General features: G+C 49.8%; 19 protein-coding genes and 2 pseudogenes. 7 read left to right on the top strand and 14 right to left on the bottom strand.

Annotated elements, in window-relative coordinates; genetic code table 11:
• Positions 1–23 precede the first annotated feature (23 nt).
• The 3 genes and pseudogenes from VSX58_RS20855 to VSX58_RS22555 form a co-directional block, all read right to left on the bottom strand.
• Positions 24–479, bottom strand: a pseudogene (locus VSX58_RS20855) (LpxL/LpxP family acyltransferase); the annotation flags it as partial.
• Positions 480–681: 202 nt separating this feature from the next.
• A complete protein-coding gene (locus VSX58_RS20850; protein WP_016247220.1) occupies positions 682–954 on the bottom strand; it encodes a hypothetical protein in 273 nt (90 codons plus the stop codon).
• 79 nt (positions 955–1,033) lie between these two features.
• Entirely contained in the window at positions 1,034–1,210 is a 177-nt protein-coding gene (locus tag VSX58_RS22555) for a YnfU family zinc-binding protein (RefSeq protein ID WP_213076229.1), read from the bottom strand.
• Positions 1,211–1,363: 153 nt separating this feature from the next.
• Here VSX58_RS22555 and VSX58_RS20845 point away from each other — a divergent pair, with 153 nt between their 5' ends.
• Positions 1,364–1,597, top strand: a complete 234-nt coding sequence (locus VSX58_RS20845; protein WP_004132711.1) for a hypothetical protein — start codon at positions 1,364–1,366, stop codon at positions 1,595–1,597.
• Between the two features lie 19 nt (positions 1,598–1,616).
• Here VSX58_RS20845 and VSX58_RS20840 read toward each other — a convergent pair whose 3' ends face one another.
• The 3 genes from VSX58_RS20840 to cspF all read right to left on the bottom strand — a co-directional run bounded on the left by VSX58_RS20840 (position 1,617) and on the right by cspF (position 10,813).
• Positions 1,617–10,199, bottom strand: coding sequence for a GH36-type glycosyl hydrolase domain-containing protein (locus VSX58_RS20840; protein ID WP_327619757.1), 8,583 nt, complete (start codon positions 10,197–10,199; stop codon positions 1,617–1,619).
• Between the two features lie 155 nt (positions 10,200–10,354).
• Positions 10,355–10,519, bottom strand: coding sequence for a YnfU family zinc-binding protein (locus VSX58_RS20835; RefSeq protein ID WP_213076404.1), 165 nt, complete (start codon positions 10,517–10,519; stop codon positions 10,355–10,357).
• Between the two features lie 81 nt (positions 10,520–10,600).
• Positions 10,601–10,813, bottom strand: a complete 213-nt coding sequence (cspF, locus tag VSX58_RS20830) for a cold shock-like protein CspF (RefSeq protein WP_327619756.1) — start codon at positions 10,811–10,813, stop codon at positions 10,601–10,603.
• A gap of 265 nt (positions 10,814–11,078) precedes the next feature.
• Here cspF and VSX58_RS20825 point away from each other — a divergent pair, with 265 nt between their 5' ends.
• The 5 genes and pseudogenes from VSX58_RS20825 to VSX58_RS20805 all read left to right on the top strand — a co-directional run bounded on the left by VSX58_RS20825 (position 11,079) and on the right by VSX58_RS20805 (position 15,615).
• Positions 11,079–11,297 carry a cold shock domain-containing protein gene (locus VSX58_RS20825; protein ID WP_223365845.1) on the top strand — a complete coding sequence of 73 codons (219 nt, stop codon included), beginning with the start codon at positions 11,079–11,081 and terminating at the stop codon, positions 11,295–11,297.
• 268 nt (positions 11,298–11,565) lie between these two features.
• Positions 11,566–11,793, top strand: a complete 228-nt coding sequence (locus VSX58_RS20820; RefSeq protein WP_327619755.1) for a hypothetical protein — start codon at positions 11,566–11,568, stop codon at positions 11,791–11,793.
• 563 nt (positions 11,794–12,356) lie between these two features.
• Complete coding sequence (locus VSX58_RS20815) at positions 12,357–12,761, top strand: H-NS family histone-like protein (RefSeq protein ID WP_196406261.1); 405 nt, start codon at positions 12,357–12,359, stop codon at positions 12,759–12,761.
• 77 nt (positions 12,762–12,838) lie between these two features.
• Positions 12,839–12,973, top strand: a pseudogene (locus VSX58_RS20810) (arsenical resistance protein ArsH); the annotation flags it as partial.
• 542 nt (positions 12,974–13,515) lie between these two features.
• The gene (locus VSX58_RS20805; RefSeq protein ID WP_327619754.1) at positions 13,516–15,615 is read left to right on the top strand and encodes a hypothetical protein; all 2,100 of its coding nucleotides are present in this window, start codon (positions 13,516–13,518) and stop codon (positions 15,613–15,615) included.
• Positions 15,616–15,951: 336 nt separating this feature from the next.
• Here VSX58_RS20805 and VSX58_RS20800 read toward each other — a convergent pair whose 3' ends face one another.
• The 8 genes from VSX58_RS20800 to virB11 form a co-directional block, all read right to left on the bottom strand.
• Positions 15,952–17,001 carry a DNA-methyltransferase gene (locus tag VSX58_RS20800; RefSeq protein WP_327619753.1) on the bottom strand — a complete coding sequence of 350 codons (1,050 nt, stop codon included), beginning with the start codon at positions 16,999–17,001 and terminating at the stop codon, positions 15,952–15,954.
• On the bottom strand, positions 16,994–17,797 hold the full coding sequence (gene mobC, locus VSX58_RS20795; RefSeq protein ID WP_327619751.1) for a MobC family replication-relaxation protein: 804 nt from the start codon (positions 17,795–17,797) through the stop codon (positions 16,994–16,996). Before mobC ends, VSX58_RS20800 begins: the two co-directional genes overlap by 8 nt.
• Positions 17,798–17,805: 8 nt before the next feature.
• Complete coding sequence (locus VSX58_RS20790) at positions 17,806–19,542, bottom strand: type IV secretory system conjugative DNA transfer family protein (protein WP_327619750.1); 1,737 nt, start codon at positions 19,540–19,542, stop codon at positions 17,806–17,808.
• Between the two features lie 352 nt (positions 19,543–19,894).
• Positions 19,895–20,260, bottom strand: coding sequence for a hypothetical protein (locus tag VSX58_RS20785; RefSeq protein ID WP_186376608.1), 366 nt, complete (start codon positions 20,258–20,260; stop codon positions 19,895–19,897).
• Between the two features lie 61 nt (positions 20,261–20,321).
• Positions 20,322–20,627, bottom strand: a complete 306-nt coding sequence (locus tag VSX58_RS20780) for a dpoa decarboxylase (protein WP_286462232.1) — start codon at positions 20,625–20,627, stop codon at positions 20,322–20,324.
• 50 nt (positions 20,628–20,677) lie between these two features.
• On the bottom strand, positions 20,678–20,980 hold the full coding sequence (locus tag VSX58_RS20775; RefSeq protein WP_286462230.1) for a TrbM/KikA/MpfK family conjugal transfer protein: 303 nt from the start codon (positions 20,978–20,980) through the stop codon (positions 20,678–20,680).
• A gap of 47 nt (positions 20,981–21,027) precedes the next feature.
• Positions 21,028–21,426, bottom strand: coding sequence for a cag pathogenicity island Cag12 family protein (locus VSX58_RS20770; RefSeq protein WP_327619749.1), 399 nt, complete (start codon positions 21,424–21,426; stop codon positions 21,028–21,030).
• Positions 21,423–22,442 (bottom strand): P-type DNA transfer ATPase VirB11, encoded by a 1,020-nt coding sequence (virB11, locus tag VSX58_RS20765; protein ID WP_327619748.1) that lies wholly within the window; start codon positions 22,440–22,442, stop codon positions 21,423–21,425. The genes VSX58_RS20770 and virB11 overlap by 4 nt, the downstream gene beginning before the upstream one ends.
• A 37-nt stretch (positions 22,443–22,479) precedes the next feature.
• Between virB11 and VSX58_RS20760 the strand changes: the two genes are divergently transcribed.
• Complete coding sequence (locus VSX58_RS20760) at positions 22,480–23,487, top strand: hypothetical protein (RefSeq protein ID WP_076945532.1); 1,008 nt, start codon at positions 22,480–22,482, stop codon at positions 23,485–23,487.
• Positions 23,488–23,664: the final 177 nt, after the last annotated feature.

Genomic DNA, 23,664 nt, shown 5'->3' with positions numbered 1-23,664 from the left:
AAATTCAGTAAACCACTTCAATCATTGTGTGGGCGATACGTTGCCATCATAGGATGGCATAACCCCATTACTCTTCCACACAATTCAAGGGACATAAAATGTATCCCGACAACCATTACCCCTCTGGTCGCACCGGTCAGGTTTTCAAGCCCTTCGACATCAAACCATTTTTTGACTCTCGCATCGCTCCAGAACCAGGCCATTCCTGTTTCCATCAGTCCCAGCCCGAGAGAAACAAAGTTTTTATTGACCATCTGGCTCCGGGCAAACGGTGTCATCTCGGGAAAGCAAAGTTCGATATTTCTACTCGCAATCCCTTCCCGGCGTTTCAGAAAGGGTCTGGATATTTTTCCAAGACCAGAGCCCAGAATATGTAAAACCGGGTAAGGAAGCTGAACGAGAAGCCACAGCAGACCCAAACCAGACCAGGTAAGCCAGTGGCGAGGATGAAGTAAATTATGAGTAAAAGTCTGTGCCATAAATTTCCTTAATGCTAATGAAGGTTATAACGCAAAAGGGTAACAATGAGGCAATTCGTCTTTAGCGATACATTTTGTTTTAGATAATTTAAATTCATCTAAATTCAGGAAAAAATATTTTCCAATGACTGGTGAATAATTTAAAGAGCCAGGGGTGAATTGTAAGCCAGCAAATTTATTCTGTTATAAATCCATGGTTTTATCATTGATACTCAAGGAATTGTCTTCTTGATTCATCATCATCAAGGTACTCAAAAGAAAGAAGCCGAATTTTGGTAAGTTTATAAAACCACTCACAATCGTTTCGTTGAATAATTTCGCCTGGTTTGAAACATATCCCGGATGCCACCCGAATAATCGCATATTTACCATTACTAAACCTGACCCGGTGAATACAGAAAGGTTGGCCAGGCTGTCCGTGACAGCTGTTCGACATGATATGCCCTTCAATAAAAACAGATTTTTTAGATTTCATTATCATACCCTCGACAACAGCAGTACAGGAGGAATGTTGTCATTTTCCGACATCACTGACGTTAAGTGGCAGAAGCTGATCAGCCGCCGATACACCAGCATTCTGAAGGTCTGAACAACAGTCCGCAGGCAGGGCACTCAAGAACCGCATCTTTTCTTAGTTTACCTGCTTTCTGATCGGCTCTGTGTGCACATACCGGGCAGGCAACATGAACCGGTCTTTCTTTAAAATACCTGAGCCCATTTGTATAAGACATAAATAATTCTCTGAGGAATACAGTAATTATTATACGTTTTAATATAAAAATAACTGGCATAAGTTATGTTAAGTTGTGTCTGAATCAGGATATCAGATATTGAAAATTGAACGTCTTATTTATGATACACTACCCTTCCGTGAGAAATTTAAGATGAAATCAGAAGACACCCTTGACTGGTATCCGGCACAACTACCGCCTGTGAAAATTATTCTTGGCGAAGCCGTGCTGGCTGTGGGTAAACAGGGCCGACCGATTAATACCCGCACCTTGCTGGAATACCTTCAGGTCATGCAGGACAAACAAAAAAGGCGGGATGACAAAATCGCCATGCAGACTGCGATTGATGTTCTCAGGGATAATCAGCGCATTAACGGCAGACGTTAATGCACCTCCGGGATCAGTGTCAGTTCTGAATGATCTCAACCGTATGGTTTTGTCCATCATCCTTCAGCGGTATTCTGTCATCAGGGAGGAGAACACCATCCAGCGTCACGCAATATTCTGCATCGCCGCGTGAAACACTAATCTGATAATGGCTTTCACCATATTGATATGCCATAGAAAAAGACGACCACTCATCCGGTAACCTGGCATGAACACTAAAGTCAGTGCCGGAACGTTTTATCCCCAGTAATTCCTCGGTAAGTAAACGCCAGGCCCAGCCTGCGGAACCGGTATACCAGCTCCACCCTGCACGTCCGGTATGGGGAGCGACGCTGTAGACATCAGCACTCATGACATAAGGCTCAGCTTTATAAATCCCGACAGAGTCCGCATTCAGGGTATGATTTATAGGGTTGAGCATTGACCAGAGTTGCCAGGCTCGTTCGGCATTCCCCATTCGGGCAAAGGCCATCACTGCCCAGATGGCGCCATGCGTATACTGCCCTCCGTTTTCCCGCACGCCGGGCAGGTACCCCTGTATGTAGCCCGGATTTGGACCGTGTCCGTCGAAAGGAGGCGTTAACAGTTTGATCAGCCCTCCTTCGTTATCCACAAGGTGCTTATCCAGCGCCTGCATGGCCTTTGCGCACCGTCCCGGGCTCGCGGCGCCGGACAATACAGACCAGCTCTGCGCAATCGCATCAATCCGGCAGTCCTGTGAGGTTTTCGATCCCAGGGGAGTACCATCGTCAAAATACCCGCGCCGGTACCATTCCCCATCCCAGGCGTGGGCTTCGAGATTACTTTGCAGGCGCAGAGCCTGTGAACGGCACATCGCGGCGACGCTTTCATCCAGCCTGCGCTCCGCCAGCGCTGCAAACCGCTGCAAAATGTCGTACAGGAAGAAGCCCAGCCAGACGCTTTCACCTTTGCCTTCGATACCCACCCGGTTCATCCCGTCATTCCAGTCACCAGCCCCCATCAGCGGCAGGCCATGTTCCCCGAAGCGAAGTCCATAGTGAATAGCTTTGACGCAGTGTAACCAGAGTGTCTCTTCGGTGCCGCTGATGACCGGCGTGTCATAGACAGACTCTTCACCAGGCTGAAGCGAGCGTCCCTCCAGATAAGGAATGCGTATTTCCAGTGCATCCATATCCCCCGTCGTTTCAACATAGTGGCAAACAGCAAGCGGCAGCCAAAGATAGTCATCGGAACAGCGGGTACGCACACCGTTGCCGTGTGGCGGGTGCCACCAGTGCTGCACATCCCCCTCGATAAACTGCCGTGATGCACAGAGTATTATCTGTTCACGCATCCGGTCCGGAGCAGCGTGGCTCAGAGCCAGCGTATCCTGCAGCTGATCGCGAAAACCAAATGCACCGCCAGACTGATAGTAGCCACTCCGGGCCATAAGACGGCAGGCGACCGTCTGATACAACAGCCAGCCATTAACCAGTAAATTTACGGACGTGTCGGGGGTGTTAACTACGATTTTATCGAGAACATTGTGCCAGTGATTATGAATCCGGTTCAGCTCCTGGCGGACCGTATCCTCGTTCATGTAGCGGGCCAGCGTCTCCTGAGCACAAACATCATTCTCCTCTGCGCCTAGGATAAAAATAAACGTCCTCTGGTCCCCGTCAATTAATGTAACCGCCGATTGCACCGCTCCGCAGGGATCCAGACCGGCCCCCGTCTTACCAGAAAGCTTTTGCAGTTTCATAGCCGAAGGGGCGTGAAGGGAACCATTACGGCCAATAAACTCCCGGCGGTCCCCTGTCAGAGAACAGTCATTACCGCTGACGGCAAAAAATGTAGTTCGGCCGCCACCATTATCACCATAAAAGTTATTCGCAAGCACCCCGCAGCCGCCGGGCGTTCTGGCCACATGTGTCACAATGTGGGGGGCTGAGCGCGTTCGTGTTTCTCCGAGCGTCCACTCTACATAGCCTGTGACGGAAAGTTGACGTGTCCGTCCCGAAGAGTTACTGAGCGTCAGGAGCACCAGTTTAACCGGATCTTCTTCAGCAACCAGGACCGTCAACTCGCTGTCTATACCACTCTCACGATGGGCAAAAACGCTGTAGCCAAAACCATGGCGGGTCAGGTAATCACCGTGTCCGCGAACAGGTAAAGCCGTCGGCGACCAGCACTCCCCGCTCTCTTCATCGCGCAGGTAAAATGCCTCGCCGCTGCGATCGCTCACCGGATCGTTCTCCCACGGCGTCAACCGGTATTCATGGGCATTCTCATACCAGGTATAGGCCTGCCCTGCCTCTGAGATCACACTGCCAAAACGGGAATTTGCCAGTATGTTCGACCAGGGAGCCGGTGTAAGCGCATTTTCCCGAAGGACGATCTGATACTCCCGCCCATCCTGAGAAAATCCACCGTACCCATTGAAATGGCATAACTGACTGGTATCAGGGCTCCAGTCCGTATGTTGATTACGCTCGCGCACAGCACGCGGAATGAATGCCCTTGCCGGCGATTTCAGGGTATGAATACGCTGGTTAAGCTGCTCATTAATACCCCCTGCGCGGTCATCAAGATAAAGACAGGCCACGCTCATCAAAAGCAACTTATCCTCAGCGGAGAGATGCTCACCGTTCCGGACAAAAAGCCCGCCCTTTTTATCCAGCAGACTGGCTTCAGACCCGGCATAAATTAACTCCATAATCTGATTTTGTAATCCCTGCTGGTAGCCGCCGGGGCTGTTATTCAGGATAACCAAATCAACATCCAGCCCTTTCTGTCTCCAGTAACGGTGTGCCTGAATCAGTGTGGTCACTGAGGTGATACTTTCCTCGCTGGTTATACTCAGCAGCACTATCGGCAGATCCCCTGAAATTGCCCAGCCCCACAGTCCGGACTGGCCACGCCGGTTGCGGCCGATCGCCTGGCCTTCGGCGCGCAGCTCCTGGACAGGGTAAAGCACAGCGCTGGCGAGACTATTGAACAACGTGGCATCATCTTCACTGGCGTTCATCTGGCGCAATACCACCAGACTGTGAGACCAGGCCAGTTCAAAGACGCGATCGGCGATAGGGTAATCGCGATATTTCTCCAGCAACGCCAGGCTCTGCTGACGGGTCTCGCTGATGCCATAAATGATATCAATCGTAACCGGCTGCCCTGGCTGCAGAATGATGGCGTTGCGAATTGCCAGTATCGGATCCAGCACCGAGCCCGACGTGTTGCCTAGCATCCCTCCCGTCTCTATTGCCTGTGCATTCTCAGGGTTTCTGCCACGTCCAATAAACCTTGCCCTGTCCGTTTCAAACGACACGTTATGTCGGTTATCGCCGTGCACCACCATCATGTGAAACAGGCAAGGGCCCGGTTCATCCGGTGAGCGCGGGCGCCGGTGGCAAAGAATAGCGTCACGCTCAGGAGCCAGCTCAGTCTGAATAAACAAATTGCTGAATGCCGGGTGTGCCAGATCGCTGGCATCAGGTGCCAGTACCACTTCAGCATAGGTTGTCAGCTCCAGAGAGCGAGGCTTACGACCACGATGAATCAGTGTGAGCCGTCGCAATTCAACATCATCCTCCGGAGAGATTACCACCTGAGTTTTGACGCTGAGTCCCCCTAAGCTGCGTCTGAATTCTGCCCCCGCATCGGTGAACAACACTTCCTCGTCCTGTCCGCTGGTGTAGCCTGTTGGTTGCCAGGTATTGCTCCACACATCTCCCGTCTGGGTATCGCGGATGTAGCAGAATGCTCCCCAGTTATCACGGGTGGTATCACTGCGCCAGCGCGTTAGTGCAATATCATTCCAGCGACTGTAACCGCCGCCGCCCGCGGTCAACATCAGATGATAATGGCCGTTGGACAGGAGTTGAATATCCGGGGCGGGGGTATCCACGCTATAGAAAATACGGGGTTCATAGCGAACGGGTTTGACCCTGCCCTCATGAGATTCAAAATGACGGCGCGGACTGTACAGATCGACCGCATCCGGCACGCGCTCCTGTAACAGCAGACTCGCTGACCGGAATACCGTGCTGGACATAAAGCGTTCAGTCATGGGGGCGTCAAGCAGCACATGAGCCAGCGCCTGAAATGCCATACCCTGGTGATGCGCCATCCAGGACTGTACCACCGCATAGAGCTGACCGGTTGCAAGACGTGAGGGGGTATAGTCCAGCGCTTCATAAAAACCGTATTCTCCGCGTGCACCATTTTTTTGCAGCCTGAACAGGTTCTCACAGGCTCTCTGTGGGGAAACCATCAGCGCCAGCAGCGTGGCGTAAGGAGCGACAACCATGTCATCGGCAAGTCCCCTGCGCAGACCGAGCCCCGGTACGCCAAATGCCTGATACTGATAATTATGCTGAACATCAAAAGCATGATAGCCAGACTCTGAAACACCCCATGGTACCCCGCGTTCTTTCCCCCAGTGAATCTGGCGCATAACCGCCGACTGACTCATTTCATCGAGCAGGCTGCCGGGCCAGGTGGGCATCACCAGATTCGGCATCAGATATTCAAACATGGATCCGCTCCATGACATCAGGGCAGTTTCATTATCAATCGTGGTAAACAATCGACCCAGCGCGTACCAGCTTTTAAGAGGCAGCTGATTAGTCGCAATGGCAAGAAAACTGGTCAGGCGGATTTCAGACGGCAGGAGATCGTAGTGGCTCTTGTCAGGCATATTGGTGTCACAGTTATAACCGACGCTGAGCAGACTGGTTGCTTCACTGTACAGAAAGGCGAAATCCATCCGGGCATGCTCATCCAGCCGCTGTTCCAGCTCGGTGATAATATTGAGTCGCATTCGGGCCTGCTCCGCCACTGACGCCGGAGGCGTTCCTGTACCGGTTAATGTCGGACGGGCAAGCTCGCTCAGCGTCGGCAGCTTCTGTTCATTCCAGGATGCAGGCAACCAGCCAAGCAACAGAGACCACTCATGGCAAAGCTGAACCAGTTGATGCTCCAGATGTCCAGCCCAGCGCATCTGAAGAGGAGATCCCTGATGACATGCGCTGGTCAGATGGTTGCACTGGGTGCGCATGCTTTTCAGTTCGCTGAAAAGCGCCTGCGGAGAGAGCGACACCGCGTTCAGGCAATGCTTGCGCAGTAGTCTCAGGCTGTCAGGTGGGTTCTTACCCCACTGTTTTTCCAGAATATCCAGCGTATCGTTCAGTCCTGCCAGTATCTGTTGGTTGCTTAAAACAGGCTGATGACGCATGGCAGACAGGCCTGCACGCAGGGTCAATAAATGCCCGGCCATATTGCCGCTGTCGACGCTGGAGATATAGCGTGGACTTAGGGGGACCAGCGTACGGGTGTCATACCAGTTGTAGAGATGGCCCCGGTAGTGCTCCATTTTATCCATCGTGTCGAGCGTGAGCGACACGCGCCGGAGCACCTCTCCGCCAGGCAGGTAGCCAAAGTCCCATGCCGTCAGGTTAGCCATAAGTGAAAGACCAATATTGGTAGGAGAAGTTCGGTGTGCCACCGTCGGTTGTGGTATTTCCTGATAATTATCAGGCGGAAGCCAGTTCTCTTTTGCTGTGGCAAATGTTTCAAAAAAAGCCCAGATTTCACGGCTTGTCTGGCGTAACAGCTGTTTTTGTTCCTGATTAGGCGAAAAAACCTTACGCACGGGCTGGCGACTCAGCCAGCTCATCAGCAGCGGTGCCACACACCATACCAAACCGATCGGTAACGCAATCCCCAGCAGCTGTGGGGCAAATTGTCCGGTCAGTATTGTCAACGCCACGCCACCGGCAACGTTCAGCCACATCGCCTGATAAAAACGTGCAACAGTGGGTCTGGCCTGACTGCTGTCCTGGCTGTGGCTGACCCACTGGCTGAGGTGACGCCTGCTTATCCCCAGTCGCCATAGCGTCACGGCGATCGCTTTCAGCGAATATCCGGCTTCGTGCGGCAGTATCGCAAAATTAAGGCTGATACCTGACAGACGCTTTAGCGCGCCCGCCCCAACCAGTAACAGATGCGGCTTCACGCGGCGACGCAGAGGTTTATGCAGAAGGTCGTGGCTAATGCAGAGGATGGCTGGCAACAGCCATATCAGCAACAGTATGCCCAGCCAGTAAACCGGATTGGGTACCCAAAGCAGAGTGAAGAACAGCAATACCAGTAAGGAGGGGGCGACCATACTGCGACGTAGATTATCGAGTAATTTCCAGTAAGAAAGCGCGGTCAGCGGATTCCTGACCTGGGTTCCATCGGCTTTTCTGACGCATGGTTTCAGCCAGTTAAGCAGTTGCCAGTCACCCCGGATCCAGCGTGAACGTCGTGCAACATCCGACAGATAATTATTAGGGTACTGTTCGTACAGTAACACCTCGCTCAGCAGACCCGAATGTGCATAGCATCCTTCAAGCAGATCGTGGCTGAGTACCAGATTTTCCGGGCAGATGTTGGTAGTGGCCTGCATAAAAATATCAACATCGTAAATCCCTTTGCCCACAAACGAGCCTTCCCCAAAGAGATCCTGATAAATATCCGAAGACATCATCGAATAAGGGTTATTTCCCGGTACGCTGCTGCGCAGGGCTGCGTAACGCCCCTGACCGTTGCGTGGTATCTCCTCCGCAAGACCGGGCTGTAAAATACCGAATCCTTTGACAACCCTCTGGCGTACCGGATCATACTCAGGCGTATTCAGCGGATGCGCCATCGTCGCGACGAGTTTGTGTGCCGTATCGCGCGGGAGCACTGTATCGCTGTCCAGGGTAATGACGTATTTTATGTGACCCGGTAAAAGGTGGGCAGGCATCTCTGCAACGCTGACAAATTGCGTTCCGGGATGGCGCAACCAGCTGTTCAGTAACGCCAGTTTTCCCCGCTTGCGTTCATAGCCCATCCACGCTTCTTCCGAGGGGTTCCATTCAGGCTGGCGATGTAACAGATAAAAACGTGGTCGGCCGGAGGGGTAGCGGCGATTAAGCGCCTGCGTATCGGCGATAGCCTGTCTGAGCAGCGCGTGACTTTCCGGCGAGGGTTCATTTTCAGAATCAGCAAAATCAGTGAGCAGCGCGAACCTGAGATTTTCGTTTTCATTCCCCAACCAGCAGACTTCAAGACTGGTGAGGAGCTGGCTGAAACTTTCGTGGCTGGTCAACATACAGGGAATGACTAACATGGTGGCACTGTCAGCGGGAATACCGGCTGAAAAATCCATCCCCGGCAAGGGTCGAGGAACGCGAAAACGGGTGGTTGCATCACTGAGCAAATCGCTCATTAACTGAGTTAATGCGATAATCAGAGGTAATATCACCGCGATCAATAGCCAGTCTGCGCCCTGCATGGCGGTTTCGTGCAATATTGCTGCGGTCGCTGCGGTTGTCAGCAACGCCAGGCTTCCAAGCCATGACAGCAGGGTTATTCTGTTGAAACTGTGCCGCAAGCGTATGAGCCTTGAGGCGTCTGCCAGGAGATGAATATCCAGCGCCTGTCGACCTTCGCCCGCAAGATAATAACCAACATGATGTTCCGGTGTATCAGGCGCTTTTTCCTCTGAAAACGCCAGCGCCTTCTCAGCAACCTCAGGCTCGCTGAGACCGCTGTCTCTGGCCAGAACCTCAACTACGTGCCGGTAATGATCCCGGGTATTGAAGTGCATCCGGGGATAGATGCCGGCAGGATCATTGCGTAATGCCTGTTCGACAACGCTTATCGTTTCGGCGAAATCAGCCCAGTCCGTTTCACTCAATAAACGCAGGCCCGCGATGCTGTTACTGACGGACAGCTGGCTGGCGGCAAGCTGCTGATTGAAACTATGTATGAGAACGTCAGTGGTGATCCCCTGTTCCCGAAGGCACTGATCAACCCAGGTCAGAGGTAACGACAGCGCGTTGCCATGCCCCTGCAGGCGCCGCACCAGCTCTGCGACAAACGCACTGGTTAACGGAGGTCGGGAGCGCGCCATATCGGCAACCACCATGATTAAATCACCAGGCGCACTCTCTGCGCATTCGACAATCCTTGTTATCCACGTATCAGCAAGGTTTCTGTCCTGCTGCGCTTTTATCACTTCCATACTGATACGACGAAGATTTTCAATCAGCGCAAGGCGCAGCATTCCCGGTAACGCCCAGACTTCACCCAGCGTCAGCGGCGTCACCTGTTGATAGGCAGTGAGATAGCTGGTCAGGCTGGCGGCATCCCAGCGGCCATCGCCGTGAGCAATGGCCTCTGATGCAATATGATAAATTCGTGGGCAATTTAACGGCGATACCAGCGACGGAAGACCTTTGCCAAAGCTTTTCGGCAGATGCTGGCGGACAGTGCGGATTTGTTCCTCAATCAGATAATAATTGTCCAGCAGCCATTCACCGGCGGGCATGATACTGGTCTTTTTACCCGCGTTAAGCTCATAGCAGTTTTGGGTAATGACGGCCTCATTGTCGCCAAGCCGTTTCAGAAGATAATAAGGATGCCTATCCGGTGATACTTTATGAGTCCGCGCCAGCTTCTGGCCGTAGCGTTCCATCTGGACGGTCGAAAAGAGTTCTGACCGCGGCGAGCTTTCACCGGCAGGATCGTTCGCCGAAAACGTTATGTTTTCGGCAGCATTCATCAGAATACGGGAGCGGTTAAACCACGCTCTGGGGATCATTTTCATAGCATTGCTCTGATGCGACGTTAGCGCGCAGGAGCAGTTGCGAAATCAGTTCAGAAACGTTCTCTCAGGATGGGCGTCAGGCATCAGGGATTTAACAGCTGCCGTAATCTAACATAAGTATAGGACATGAGCTCTGTTATGCGGTTTTTGTCGAGCTAGCGTCGGGAGATAAACAGAGCCTTACATCCGGGGCAAAGCATGGTCTGGTTGAGCCGGATTTTTGACAACGGTTGTGCTGATTTTAAGCCACAAACAGGACAGGCAGCAGTGGCAGTAGACGCACTGCTGAAGAGTTTCATTGCGTAATTGATAACAGACATAACCATTAACCTTTCAATGAATGAGATTCACCGTACCACATATGGTTAAGTTTTAATCTATTTATTTTGACACACTGAAAATCAGGAAAGATAAATGTTCGCAGCCACAGGTCCCCTGAGACCGTTTATCCGGCAAAACTCTATGCGCCTTCCAGGGATGAGTAATTCTGATTCGCGGGAGTTAACGGCTGAAATGTGAAGCAGAACGTCTTTTCGTCCATCAGATGGGATGATGAGGCCTTTACCACAAAGAATATCAAAGTTTTTGACAATTCCGGTCATTTTATGGGACAAGTCAATTCCTTATTGAAAACACTTAAAGACTATACATTGGAAATGGCATTCAGCCACTTTTATTTTCCCTACAGGACCTCTGGACGGCTAAAAGATAATTTGCTTATATCGATTCCCTGTGCCTTAATGAATCCCATCAGTTCGATGTACTAATGAAAGTTAGAAATTTTCCGGGCAGTTCTCATTACCAGGCGCTATCGTTGATATCCCCTTTTTTGAGTCCATACGTTTACTATCAATACAATGATGTATAACAGGAGTCAGTATGACCTCTAGAATTACAGGCCTGGTAAAATGGTTTAACGAAGACAAAGGTTTTGGTTTCATCTCTCCTCTTGATGGCAGCAAAGATATCTTTGTCCATTTGTCTGCACTTAATGGCGACAACTTTAAAACTTTATTTGAAGGTCAGAAAGTTGAATTCGCCATTCACCGCGGAGACAAGGGTCCTGCTGCTGCAAACGTAACACTTTGCGATAAATAAATCATTGTGGGTCTGCGATAACGATGAAGGATTATTCCTGAGTAGACAGATCCATAACTTAAATCAGATGAAAGTCGTTTATTCTTAATATCTGATCAGCATATTTTTCAAAATTATGAGTATGCTAACCGATGTGATGAAGTACAGTACTACTGCATAAAAAGTCTAAAAGCACAAGCTAACCACATGTTAAATAAGAAGTGCGTAATGGCTTTGACCTTAATGGCATCTGCCAGTTAATATCCACGAGAGAACAGGGTAATAGAATATGATTAAAGTCCTTGTTTTCTTTAATGCTGAATCCTGTAAAGTCATGACCGCTCTGGAAGGTATATCCTCTATCAGGCAGGAATATACAAACGGTGAAGAAACACATCTTCGGATTATGTCTGCAGGTTTTCCTTCCTTAACTGGCGATCATGGTATTGTTTACGTGGCTACTGACAGGGAGTTAACGTCACAGGAGATACTTGATGCGGCCAGGAAATATTTATAGCATTTTTGTCATGCTCTCTGCTCCACGTTTAATTGCATGCTTACCCTATTTATCAGAATCGAACGAAAAATGAGTTAAAAACATTTATGGCCTGCTAACAGCAGGCTTTTTTTTACATTACACTATTTTAGAAACACCTCTATAAAGAGAGAGTAATTCGCTACCCTCTGACAAAATGCAGGTGTCTCTCCCCTGCATGCCATCTTGCCATTTGTGAAAAACCTTGCTAAGTGGCGGCGCTGTCTCTCCTCATTTTAAATCTCATCAGGTGTGACTGAAGCAATAAGTTATGAGGGTATAAAAAGGCTCTCCGGATGACTCCTGGCATCATAGTTTTAAGTACCTTCAAAAATGCATGGACATTTCGTAGGAGTTGTAATTTAGTTCTTGCACATTCCTCTTAATTTTGTCTTGCGATAAGAGATTTATATAACTAGTCTAAACCTCGTTAATAACAATATGTACCAATCGGATTAAAATGCTCAGTAAGAAAAATCGGGTTGATGAGCAACCGTCGACATTGGTATTTGCTGAACAACGAAAAAACTTTAAAAGGTCTCTTTATGTCAGATGCTCTTACACAGTTAAACAATATCCGTACCTTACGTTCTCAGACTCGTGAAATGTCATTAGATGTACTGGAAGATGTTCTGGAAAAGTTTAAAATTATTCTTATAGAACGACGAGAAGAAGAGACATTACGTCTTGCAAATGAAAGTCAGCGCCGCGATAAACTGGAAACACTTCGTCAGATGATGCTTGATGAGGGTATCGACCCATCCGAACTTATGGCTGCTATTGGCTCTCCGGGTAAGGTTAAAAAGACGCGCTCCCCACGCCCCGCGAAGTATCGATATACTGACGAAACTGGAGAGTCAAAAACATGGTCAGGTCAGGGGCGAATGCCGAAGCGGATCTCAAAGCTGATTGCTGAAGGTGGGGAATTAAAAGATTTTGAAATCAGTTAAAAAGAGCCGGGTTATACCCGGTTCTTTTTTATAGGCCGCAAGTTGCCTTAGAGAATAGTCGAGAAACATTTATTTCCGTCGATGTAGCCGAGGAGCTGTTTAAAATCACAGTGCAGCTTAAGGGACAAACCGGTTATCTTGCAGATCGTTACAGCGAGCGAAATGAGAGCCATCAGGAGCTTTCATTCCGAGTCAATCAGGACAAAAAATAACGTATGTTCTTCGTGAATCCATACTGCATGAGCTTAACAACGTCTGCTATTGGTACGGAGCGGACCGACCAGCTTGTTGTCAGGTCCGCTTTGAGCGCAGGCTGTGTGAAAACTCTGACCTAAAACTGAAGTGCGCGCGTCTACGCAAAATCTGGAGTTGCCCGACTAATTAGCTGAGCCACATTTTACGTATGAGCGCAGTTTTCAGCCCTGTTTTTGGCAGTTTAAGCGACCAAAATAGTTTTCACACAGCCTGAGCGAAGAGCAGAAGTTCGTAGTTGAGTCACTATGAATCTTGCTAACAATGGCGTGTGTCGGTCAACTGGAAACAGGTCAATCATGATCTGGCTAAAGTTGATCGGTAATATGCAAATTTGTTTAGGTAGAAGTAATAAAAAGTTCAACGGAATTCTATAATGTCTGTTGTTGTCTAAGAGCGGTTCCTTGAACCGCCTGCGATTTGGCTATAGTGGACTTATTGAGATTTTGCAGATCACCATGGCGAAGGTCGTCGGCGCCAGCTTCGGAAAAGGGAGACCATCTTGTTCTTAAATATTGACTTCGACGATCAACTGGCAGTTGCCAGTATTTCGTTGGAAGGTTGGGCTCAGCCGCTTGTCGAATTCCTCTCACAGTATTTTACCATCCACAAAGACATGCTTCGTCTGGACTACTCCCACATATCACCTGATAACCACGTTTTTACGGGTTGGAAGCGTGAGCAGTTTAAAGACGAATTCAAGTATGCGGCACAGCAGGGGCAGATAGCGCTGACCTTAAAAGTTCTCGGACACGGATCCACGGGGATTGAGAATTCGTCCTCTATCTTGGACCCAAATTCTTACCGGTGCGCTCAGGATACCTTCAGGAATGGCTTACTTAAGGTCGATCCCCCGGGCTTACGTGAAATCATTGTAGCGGAAATCGAGCCACGTGCGCTTTGGGTGAACTGGTTGCTCGATGACCGTTCATATTATCGGCGTAATTTTTTGGACGATCAGCAGATCATGGAGGCGTTGGTGGACAATACGTCCGAGGAAGATTGCATCGATGTTCTTCAACTAGTCGACCCTCACCAGTGGCAGAATAATTGGGCTTTCGAGAAACTGGTCAAGCTGTATTGGCAGCGTGTACGCGACTATTTGAAGAATCATATCGGCATGTCGTCGGACTATTCAAGCGTCACAAGGCAAGAGCTCGTCTTCTCTCTATTTGCGAATTCGCCGACAGTGCAGACATCCCGGTGGGCTTGCGAACAGGTTTTTGAACAAGCAGTTCCGTCAGTCTTTCCTAAGCTTATCCAACATTGCTGCAAGATATTGCCGGAAGATGTACGTAATCTGTTCCTGCGCTGGAATATCCGTTCGCAGAAAGAGAAGGAAAACAATATCAAGGAGTGCGTTGCCAAAGCCTTCTCGAGGCTTGCTGAATTGTCCGGGGACACTATACCCTCGGACCTCGCACTTGCGGCGGCTTGGCACGAGTTTGGAGACCCAGCGCGGTCTAGTCAGCAAAGCGTCATTGCCAGCCTCAGAGAATTGCCATCCCAGCCGTGGGATCGAGAAACGCTGTGGACCCAACTAGGCCCGGCCGCCCGCGAGGCCTGGCGGCAGGATCTGTTCGATCGGGTGAATGAGGAACCTGAATTAGCCCAGGGGCTCCTCAATTTTGCCTGCCTTTGGCTCGAGCAGACGGCATTTGCCGAAGTCGAGCCAGTGCTTTTGCGATTGATGGATGACGAGGAGCATCTGGCGTTTGCGAATCGGCTTGTCGGTACTCCTGCAAGGCAACTGCAACTGAGGAGCAAGGGACTAGTGCGGTCCAAGCAGGGGGCACTGGACCTGGAGGGGCCAGTAGGCCGGGGCGAGGGTGCTACTGCGTTGCCTAGCGTAGGAGCCCAAACTTGGCTGAGCGACCCTTCCGTGGAGCGCGTCATCCATAGGGCGCTTAGCCAGATGGAGGAAAAATTTTGTCGCGAATATTCGGAGACCTGGGGAGATGACGAGGAGGCCCATACGGCGCGCCTCCTGACTCTGACAATGGAGGCGTTGAACAACGCGAGCGACCAGTTACATCAACTCTCGGTTACGACGCGGGCGACATATCCGAGCCTGACAGTGAAGGTGCGTCAACCTAGCAAGCGAGAGGAAGGGGCGAACACATCAGCCGGGGCTCCGCTGGGGGCAGACGTGCTGTTCCTGAGCCGTATCGTGGACAAGGGGGAAACAGTGATCCAGCGTGCGACCCTTATGCAGGTGAAAAAGCGCAGAGGCACTGTTTCGGGACGGGGCTTCAGTTCGACGGTAGGCATCGACCTGCAGCAGTGCGAGGACATACTCAAACAGTCAGAACACGCCTATTACCTGTTCACGACTCCGGCCTCGCCTCACCCGGTTCTCTGGGTTGCCCCAGCGCGGCTCGTCAGAAATTTGACCCAGTTGCACACGAGCAAAACTACTGTTTTGGCGATGCAGGTACGCGACGCCAGCTGCTCCTACGCGGATTTTTTTCTGCACGAGCTTGTTGGCCTGTGGGCTGGTGACGAGCATGAGGACGTCATTGCCATCGCTAACGGCGATCTTCGGCTTGGGCGAATGCCTCGCCACATCGTTGACATCGAGGTTCGCCGCCAATCGGATTGATGTGTCAGGAAGAAATTCATGCTTCAACTCGCTCAAAAGCAGAAGTTTATAGTCAGCCAAATCTATATCCTCGTTTGGGCTGCATCGGCTCAAAGAGCGAAGCTTTATAACGTAGATTTGAAACCGCAATATCAAAGGTCAGTTGAATCGCCACAGGTTTAACAGAAACCTCAGAGTCATTTATGAACTGACCCCACCCCGTTGATTGCCACAGATTGTTCTCATTAACGTCCGCTGTTGGCACAAAGCTGCCTGTCAGATACAGGTTATGCCCTGAGCCATAAAAATGTTAGCTCAAATCTGAGCCAAGTACTCTTAGAGGCATTTAACCCGGCTTCATTTATCAATGTGTCTACCTACGTCACCAGAACGAACAGTGGTACTACGTGCTGCCGCAATACGCCTGCGAGCAATGTTCACATAATCCGTTTCGCGCTCAATACCGATAAAACAGAATCCTTCCATCACCGCAGCTTTGCCGGTGCTTCCACTGCCCATAAAGGGATCAAGTACAGTGCCGCCCGGGGGCGTAATCAGGCGGCAAAGGTAACGCATCAGCTCGGTGGGCTTTACACATGGATGATTGTTACCCTCACCACGGTCCTTTCTGCTGGCCTTTGCACAATAAAAGAACCGACTGGCGCTACTAATTTCCTCCTGCTGAAGAGTGTCTGGGAACATAGCAAGTACTGCATCACTGCCATCATGGATAAGATTGGCAGGCCAGCGACCATCAGGGTTTCCTTGTTTGGCGATACCGCCATCACCTTTATTTTTGCCTCGCCACATGTGATTAGGATCGGAACCACCCGGTCCATTAGGGTAACTATAGGGGGATTCCCCCTCTGCCAGAGGGATCCTGCACTTGCTGATGTTCAGAGTGCCGGTACTATGCGCGAATAAGTTCGATGCTATAGACCCTTTGAATGGCTTACGGGCAAGGGTAATAGGTTCCAGTGCCGGTTTTAACGCGTGGTGGGATTTAGGAAAGCCCGAACCGTATACCCAGCCTAGCATTCCGTCACGTCCAAATGCTGCGTCCAGCAATTTGAGCTGGTCCGGAGACAAACTTTCAATGAGGGCCTGAGCAGCATTGCTGGTCTCGTAGAGAAATACGATCATGTCACGTATTTCAAAGCCCGTATCCTCTATACGCGCTGCCATTCGGTGTTGAGTGCGGGAGCCCGCGAACGACAGCAGATGACCACCGGGTTTGAGTACGCGCAGACATTCTTTCCAGATGGCCGGTGAAGGGACATCGTAGTCCCATGTCTTCCCCATGAATTTAATTCCATATGGCGGGTCGGTCACGATGCTGTCCACCGAGTTGCCTGGCATATTGCGCAGTACGTCAAGGCAGTCGCCATGAGTCAAAATGTCATGCATGGCGTTCCCTCCCTTCATCGCCACCAGATGATGAAGAGGGGGACTCCTGCTTATCATTGACACTATTTTCCAGCTCATCAATTGTGCGGAAGAGAAACATTTCCCGGTTCTTTGCATCAAACGGGACGGGAACGTTGTTCCTCATCACCGTCCTGATGCTGTCAAACAGCCTGACCAGCGATTCTTTGGTTTTATCATCCGGCATCACATACATCGCATAGTGCCAGCGCCCGGCGTCGCTGGCGGCCAGATGACTGTTGATGATGCTGATGTAACGGGCGCGGGTTTTCATCGTTCGCTCTGTTTCCACCGCAACGATGGCACCGCTGCTTAAGGTAATGATGCCGTCCGGTCGGTGCCGGAAGCCCGGGTATCGCGACATAAACTCTCTCCGATCGCCGTTAAGCCAGCCTGTACCGCCTTTTTCCTCAAGGGCGATCCTCACCCGCTGATTTAACAGTCGATGTTCCAGCGTCGAGTGTTTGAGTTTTCCCGGCTCAAAATAGGCGGGGAAAACCTTGTCATCAGCGCTAACCACCATCGCCAGTCCCTGCATGCTGAGCCCCCACAATGATTTTTTCCCGGTCAATACCGGATATTCGTGTTTAATCAGGAGGCCCATCGCAACCGCTTTATTGAGCAGTTTATACATCGCATGGTTATGTTTTCCTTTATAGCCGACAACTTTTTTTAAGGTCCGCAAATCAGAGAACGTTTCTTCCTTGAGAAAATACAGCAATGCCTGCATTCTCCGTTTTGCGGCTTCATTTCTTTCAGTAACGTTATGAATAAGCATTGATAGCCTCACAGGTTAATGGAGGGTTTGTGAACCTGATTTTCTTTTTCGGTATGCGGAGGGTTTTTATGCTCAAATGAAAACAGGTCGATATATTGCTTCTTTGCTGGTATGTGGAATAGTTTGGTTGCCTTCGCCAGATCATTCTGGGTAAAAACAAAACCAACGAATTGGGGGAGGTTGAGCAACATGTTGCTGTCGATGTAATAGCGTTCAGCCTGGCGGATCATCCTGTCCATTTCCATTTTCTCTGTCAGGGAAATATCCGTTTTTACTTTCCTCATCTCATCGTCAACCAGAATAGATCCGGTCATCCTTGCCACCCAGTCGGCGGTATCCGGATCACGAAGGCGATAAACCAACATAAACTTGCAGTTCTCAATGACCGAACCGGCTACAGCATCACCCTCCAGATCTGCCGGACAGTCATACAAATCTTTTACCGACTGGTGGGCCATGATGATATGCACGCCTTTATCCCTCGCTGCGCCAAGTCCTTCAAGCGCAGGGCGGGACAGGTGATACTTGAGTTCATCAAGGAAAATAGCAACAGGACGAGGTTTGCCTTTTATCCGGTCACGTGTTTCGGCTATCTGGATCAGACGGGTTAAAATCATTCGCTGAGCCGAGATGATTTTCTGATTACGCATTGAGCCGATGATGTAACAACAGCCACCTTCATCAAATATTTTCTTTAATGAAAATCCCTTATTGGCATTAATGGAGTTTACTAAAGCGATTTCCTCAAGCTCGCCATAAAAAGCAGGCACATCTTCACTGAGGGATTTCACAAAGTCAGTGTTAAATAAGTCGCGTAACGTCATTTCTTTTTCATAAATAGCTGCCGTATTTCTGGCTGCACGACGGTCGGCAATACGATAAAAGTCAGCACCTTCACCTTTTTTACCCAGGCTGAAACCTGCATTAAACAGCTCCTCCAGCTGTTCATGAGAAATATCAGCCAGTAAATCAAGCTGAAAATTAAGGTCATTCAGGTTAATAAGAACAAATTGCTTTCCCGCTTTCTGACAAGCTTCCCGTAGTACATGCGGTGCCCACTCATCATTTTTAGGATCTTCGACAAATACGCCTTCACCTGAAAGTATTGCCTGATAAAGCAGTACACAGGCACTGACGCCTTTACCGGAACCTGTGGTGCCGATAAGATCCGCGTGCTGAGTTTGAAATTCTTCGGCGGTGATATATTGTGGCTGATTATCTTTATCCAGCCCGATAAAAATACCTTTACTCAGATCAATATAATCCAACGGATTATACGCAATACTGTCAGGTAACATGTCTCTGACTTCACGAACATCCGTTCTGACATTTCTTTCCAGTTTGCTTTTTTTAATCATCCTGTGTTTTAGACTGTCGATTTCTCCGGCCAGTAGCCTTCGGGCAGTAATATGAAAAGCCAGACCGGCAAGCGTAAATCCGACAGTCAGTACCCAGAGTGGTAATCTTAGTAGTATGTTATTGTCGAGTACTTTAAAGAAAAAACTCAGCCCCTGAATGGTCAGTGGTGACAGAGTGCCAAATATGAAAAAGAAGGTGGATACACCCGCTACGGATTTTAACCAGAAGGGGGCATTTTTTCTTTCTTCACGTGGCAGATGAAAGATGAATGGCAGCGTCAGCCCGGCGAATATGGATAATATTACCGGGTTGTGTTGCAGCCACAGCAGAAAAAAAGAAAAGGCATCCGAAAAGGCATTCAGCCTTTGCATCAGATGAGTTCCCATTGCAGTGATCTCCGGTCTGATTTCGGTGTGACGGGCGCAGCACATGGGCGTCACCGATGGACGTTAAACCCCACGCCCACACGCGACGCCTATTGAGGACGCCCATAAACGGATTAAAAGCACTGAACGTCTCCGACGCTCATGCCCGTTATCCGCGCTTTCAGAAAACAGCCGACGCATGGTCGTCCGTCCCCTGAAACGCGCGAATGACGGGCAACGGCCTGTGACATTACGCTCGTGCTGGACGCTCTCACTGCATATCACATGGGGGTAATGTCGCGGCTGGACGCCTCGCCAAAACCCCCAGGATCAAAGGCGGCACACCGTCGCCCGCTACGCGCGACCAACCCCTTTAAGACGCGCGTTTCGCCTGTTTTTTCTCGCAAGCTCCAAAAAACGGGAACGCTGCTTTAAAGGGGTTGGTCGCGCCTGATCGGCAATATTCCCCGCTGGGGCGGGAAATATTACCTGGCTTGACGGTGTGCGGGGCTTTGCCCCCCAAATAAACCGCTGTCGTGGGCGACAGCTTTTCGCTCGCTGGGGCGGCGAAATTTATTCGGCTCCCCCCGGCCTGCTCAATTCGCTTTGGGCGAATGTTCGCAGGTGGGCGCGGTGCCTGAAAATTAGCAATTTCTGCGAAATTGAATTTTCTGTCCGCGCTCCACATACTTATTTTACGGCTTAACAATTTCTCCGAAATTGAAGCCAAAATAAGCATGCTTTAAAACCGCCGTCTGTCAGTCTGTGGCGTCATTCGAGACATTATCAATCTTTGTTATTCACGTCTGTTCGCGGGCTATTTCAGCCCGGCATTCTCGTTCAGCGTTGCATACCGCATGGTAGGTGTCATCATCGACTTTCGTTCCCTGACTTTCGGCATACCGCCTGAGCTTCTCGGCGTCCGATTCATTAAGTTGTGACAGATGATGTCTCAATAAACCGATAAATCGGCTTTCATATATCTCGTAATAAAGTCCGCATCCCTGATGTGCTTTTTTTGACAGAGAATCATAGATACACGTGACAGATATTCTGTCGTGATGCGTTGAGTGAATGTTGGAAATAAACAGGTCTTCTTTATCCATTTTTGCTTCTCCATGCAGGGAAATACATTAAGATAACGGCTAGGGTTGTATTACCCTCTGAACTTGCCAAACCTGGAAATAATTTTATTCACCGCCTCCGGGTCAGCACTGGCACATTCTCCCAAGAAAGCTTTTCTGGCATTCAGTGTGTGATTGGGTAAAAAACCGTGTTTATTCTTTTTGACGATATTGAAGAAAGCACGTTCCGCAGAACGACATTCACTTCCTCCATTGTTTCCGGTTGCTTTACCGTACATACAAAGCACCACTTCGCACGGGTCAGCAGCGAAAGAATAAACAGGCGTCCCGGCAGCAATGCACAGCACTGCCGTCGCAATAGCGGAATATTTCATGATGACGTCCTTACGGTGAGGTGAATTTCAGGATGTGAGGGGAGGATTCAATGTGAAAAATAAATGCGAGTGTCGCTGCATGTCAGGCATCCAGAGACAGGTTGATATTCAATAACGCCTTTTGCACCATATCGACGCAGCCAGTTTTTTGCAGTAAAGAATTCTGCGCCTGATGTTGTAGCAACAACAATACGTGCAGAGTGGGCGGCCGCGTAATATACGGCGGGCGTCCAGCGTGTCTCATTAAAATTCCGTGTGTGAATGGATAATAACCATGTATCTTTAACCATCGGAGAAGGAATAATTACCGGGTTGTCTCGCCATTGAGGTAAACCAGTATTGACTGACTGGCCCGGTTTATCCCATTCAACAGTAACCGGTGGCGGGGGTGAAGAACAGCCGGAAAGTACCAGCGAAAATAGCAGCATATTGATAACCTTCATCATGCTTTCATCTCCTCAAAAAAGGCGCTGCGGTGCAGTGGCCGGAAATAAATATCATTCATCCGGCGCACATTACCGTCCAGGTCGATACTCACGATAACGTCCAGACTGTCCAGCACCTTGCGTAGCATAAAGGTGTAAGGGAGTCGGGCGCATTGCGGGTTTTCATAACAGCGGGTAATAAACCCGTCTACCGCTTCCATTGCTGAACCGGCATGGACAGAGGTCATACTTCCTTCATGGCCGGAGCCGGTTATCTTGAGAAAATCCCAGGCCTCACCGCCGCGCACTTCGGTTAATAGTATGCGGTCGGGATTCATGCGGTAATTCCAGCGCAGCAGGCTGGCGGGCGTCACAATTGACCCTTTTTCATCTGCCGATTCCGACGGATAAAAAAGGTGGACGTAGTTTTTATGAGTAAATAAGGTGATTTCCGGATTATCTTCAATGGTTGTAATACGCAGATGGCGCGGAATAAAACCAATAAGCATCTTCATATAGGTGGTTTTTCCGGTACTGGTTTCCCCGGCCACCGCAATGGTTTTACCGTATTCCACACATTTCTCCATAAAGCGTGGAATGTCTTTTGCGTCATATAAGGCTAATAATTCCTGATCGTGCGTCTGCGTTTTTTCCGTGCCCGTCACTCTGTTATAAAACCCGGCGGCAATATAGTCCTGATGCGGAATTTGCACCTGTGAGGGTTTACGCAGGGTGATGGACACCGTGTTACGCTCGCAGGCCGGGGGCACAATCACCTGACAACGTTCGCCGGATTCCAGCGTAGCTGACAGCCCCGGCTTGATATCTTCGATATTGTCGCCGTGATGCTTCGCCAGACATCTGGCAAAGTAATAGCAGCCCTCATAATCCAGTGGAACAGTGTGCAGTTCCCAGATGCCATCAATTTTGGTGAATAGCTCGCCCGGGCGGTTGACGGCGATCTCTGTCAGTCCCCGGCGATCCAGAAAATCGCCAAAAAATCGCTGCTTATAGCGGTCGAGAGAGAGGTTTTTCATGTGATATCCTTGAATCGGATGAACGTATGGAGGGAGCATGTCGAAGACAAAGGTACTGTTCGCTTATTGCCATGAACTGGGGCGTTGCTTGTCCATTGATGAAGCGCGAACGGAATTTTTTTCCAGAAAGTTGGAAGAAAGGAAGCGGTTCACTTTTTCCTGTAGCGATCGCAACTGTAATGTCACCATTAGCGGCGTTAACTATCACGTCAAAGCGGAAGATGGCGAAAAATTCAAGGCTGCACACTTCCGTTCCCCCCATCCTCACAAGTTCGGATGTGAATGGATCGCGTTCACCGAGGATGCCGATCAGGACAGACAGCCGGACGAATCAGAGGCTGATTTCACGGAAAGAAAAGCAAAGCAAAAGCTGACGGACTATATCAACTGCTTTGACCCTTCGATTGATGATCCTGAGGGTGAGCCAGCTGATCCCCTGAAGCTTCCCACTCCCGCTCATGTAAAAAAACCTGTCGGGGATGATGAAAAGTCCGGTGCAGATGAAGAGCCACGCTGGAGTCGCTATACGCGAACCAACCAGCTGCAGCGACTGATCGACACATGGCAGGAAGCGAAAGAAACGCTGCCTCAGGATGAGTTCAGGGCATTGAGACTCAGGATCATGCACCACGGTCAGGTCTATCTTCATGAATATATAACGCATATTCAGCGAGGATTGACTAACCCGTACGCGGGCGTCATCTATGGCGGCGGAACGCTAATGCATCGGTATGGACGGGGTTTTCTTTTTAATTTCTTTGATAAACATGAGGGTAAACCTGTTCGCCTCTATGTCAGTAAAGATCTGATGGCGAAAGGCCGGTTTGGTCATTATATCGATGAAATACTGGACACAGAAAACGTCAGGTATTTCCGTGTGTTTCTGCTCAATCCGGTTGTTTCTGAACGGGAAAACAGCGCAGGAAAATCCGTTATCAATCTTGAAATATCAAAACTACGTCAACTGGCGATTTACTACGAGCTGAACTCCAGCAAGGCAGATGATTCTCCATCACCGGAGAAGGATGGGGATAGTCCGGCATAGCGGGCTAATGTTGTCACAAGAATGATAATATCGGTGACATCAGGCAGCGATATCTGCTTATGTGTCAGCCGGATATCGTCTGAGGTAAAAGGCGGTACATCCAGAGAACCTTCACCGATGGTAAGGCAGAACGTTTGTCCTTCCCCAAAGTCAATGATGAGCTCTGTCAATGCGCCC

This window comes from Brenneria populi (genome assembly GCF_036016195.1).
Lineage (GTDB): Bacteria > Pseudomonadota > Gammaproteobacteria > Enterobacterales > Enterobacteriaceae > Brenneria > Brenneria populi.
Note: the sequence above shows the minus strand (reverse complement) of the source record. Positions and strands in the feature narration are given on the sequence as shown.

Bases quoted from the DNA above. Each gene is read 5' to 3' on its own strand.
- VSX58_RS20840 (WP_327619757.1), bottom strand. From the start codon at position 10,199: ATGAAAATGATCCCCAGAGCGTGGTTTAACCGCTCCCGTATTCTGATG.
- VSX58_RS20775 (WP_286462230.1), bottom strand. From the start codon at position 20,980: ATGAAATATTCCGCTATTGCGACGGCAGTGCTGTGCATTGCTGCCGGG.
- VSX58_RS20815 (WP_196406261.1), top strand. From the start codon at position 12,357: ATGTCAGATGCTCTTACACAGTTAAACAATATCCGTACCTTACGTTCT.
- VSX58_RS20785 (WP_186376608.1), bottom strand. From the start codon at position 20,260: ATGCTTATTTTGGCTTCAATTTCGGAGAAATTGTTAAGCCGTAAAATA.
- VSX58_RS20835 (WP_213076404.1), bottom strand. From the start codon at position 10,519: ATGTCTGTTATCAATTACGCAATGAAACTCTTCAGCAGTGCGTCTACT.
- mobC (WP_327619751.1), bottom strand. From the start codon at position 17,797: ATGCTTATTCATAACGTTACTGAAAGAAATGAAGCCGCAAAACGGAGA.
- VSX58_RS20760 (WP_076945532.1), top strand. From the start codon at position 22,480: ATGTCGAAGACAAAGGTACTGTTCGCTTATTGCCATGAACTGGGGCGT.
- VSX58_RS20845 (WP_004132711.1), top strand. From the start codon at position 1,364: ATGAAATCAGAAGACACCCTTGACTGGTATCCGGCACAACTACCGCCT.
- VSX58_RS22555 (WP_213076229.1), bottom strand. From the start codon at position 1,210: ATGTCTTATACAAATGGGCTCAGGTATTTTAAAGAAAGACCGGTTCAT.
- VSX58_RS20825 (WP_223365845.1), top strand. From the start codon at position 11,079: ATGACCTCTAGAATTACAGGCCTGGTAAAATGGTTTAACGAAGACAAA.
- VSX58_RS20780 (WP_286462232.1), bottom strand. From the start codon at position 20,627: ATGGATAAAGAAGACCTGTTTATTTCCAACATTCACTCAACGCATCAC.
- VSX58_RS20770 (WP_327619749.1), bottom strand. From the start codon at position 21,426: ATGATGAAGGTTATCAATATGCTGCTATTTTCGCTGGTACTTTCCGGC.
- VSX58_RS20800 (WP_327619753.1), bottom strand. From the start codon at position 17,001: ATGCATGACATTTTGACTCATGGCGACTGCCTTGACGTACTGCGCAAT.
- VSX58_RS20820 (WP_327619755.1), top strand. From the start codon at position 11,566: ATGATTAAAGTCCTTGTTTTCTTTAATGCTGAATCCTGTAAAGTCATG.
- VSX58_RS20850 (WP_016247220.1), bottom strand. From the start codon at position 954: ATGAAATCTAAAAAATCTGTTTTTATTGAAGGGCATATCATGTCGAAC.
- VSX58_RS20790 (WP_327619750.1), bottom strand. From the start codon at position 19,542: ATGGGAACTCATCTGATGCAAAGGCTGAATGCCTTTTCGGATGCCTTT.
- virB11 (WP_327619748.1), bottom strand. From the start codon at position 22,442: ATGAAAAACCTCTCTCTCGACCGCTATAAGCAGCGATTTTTTGGCGAT.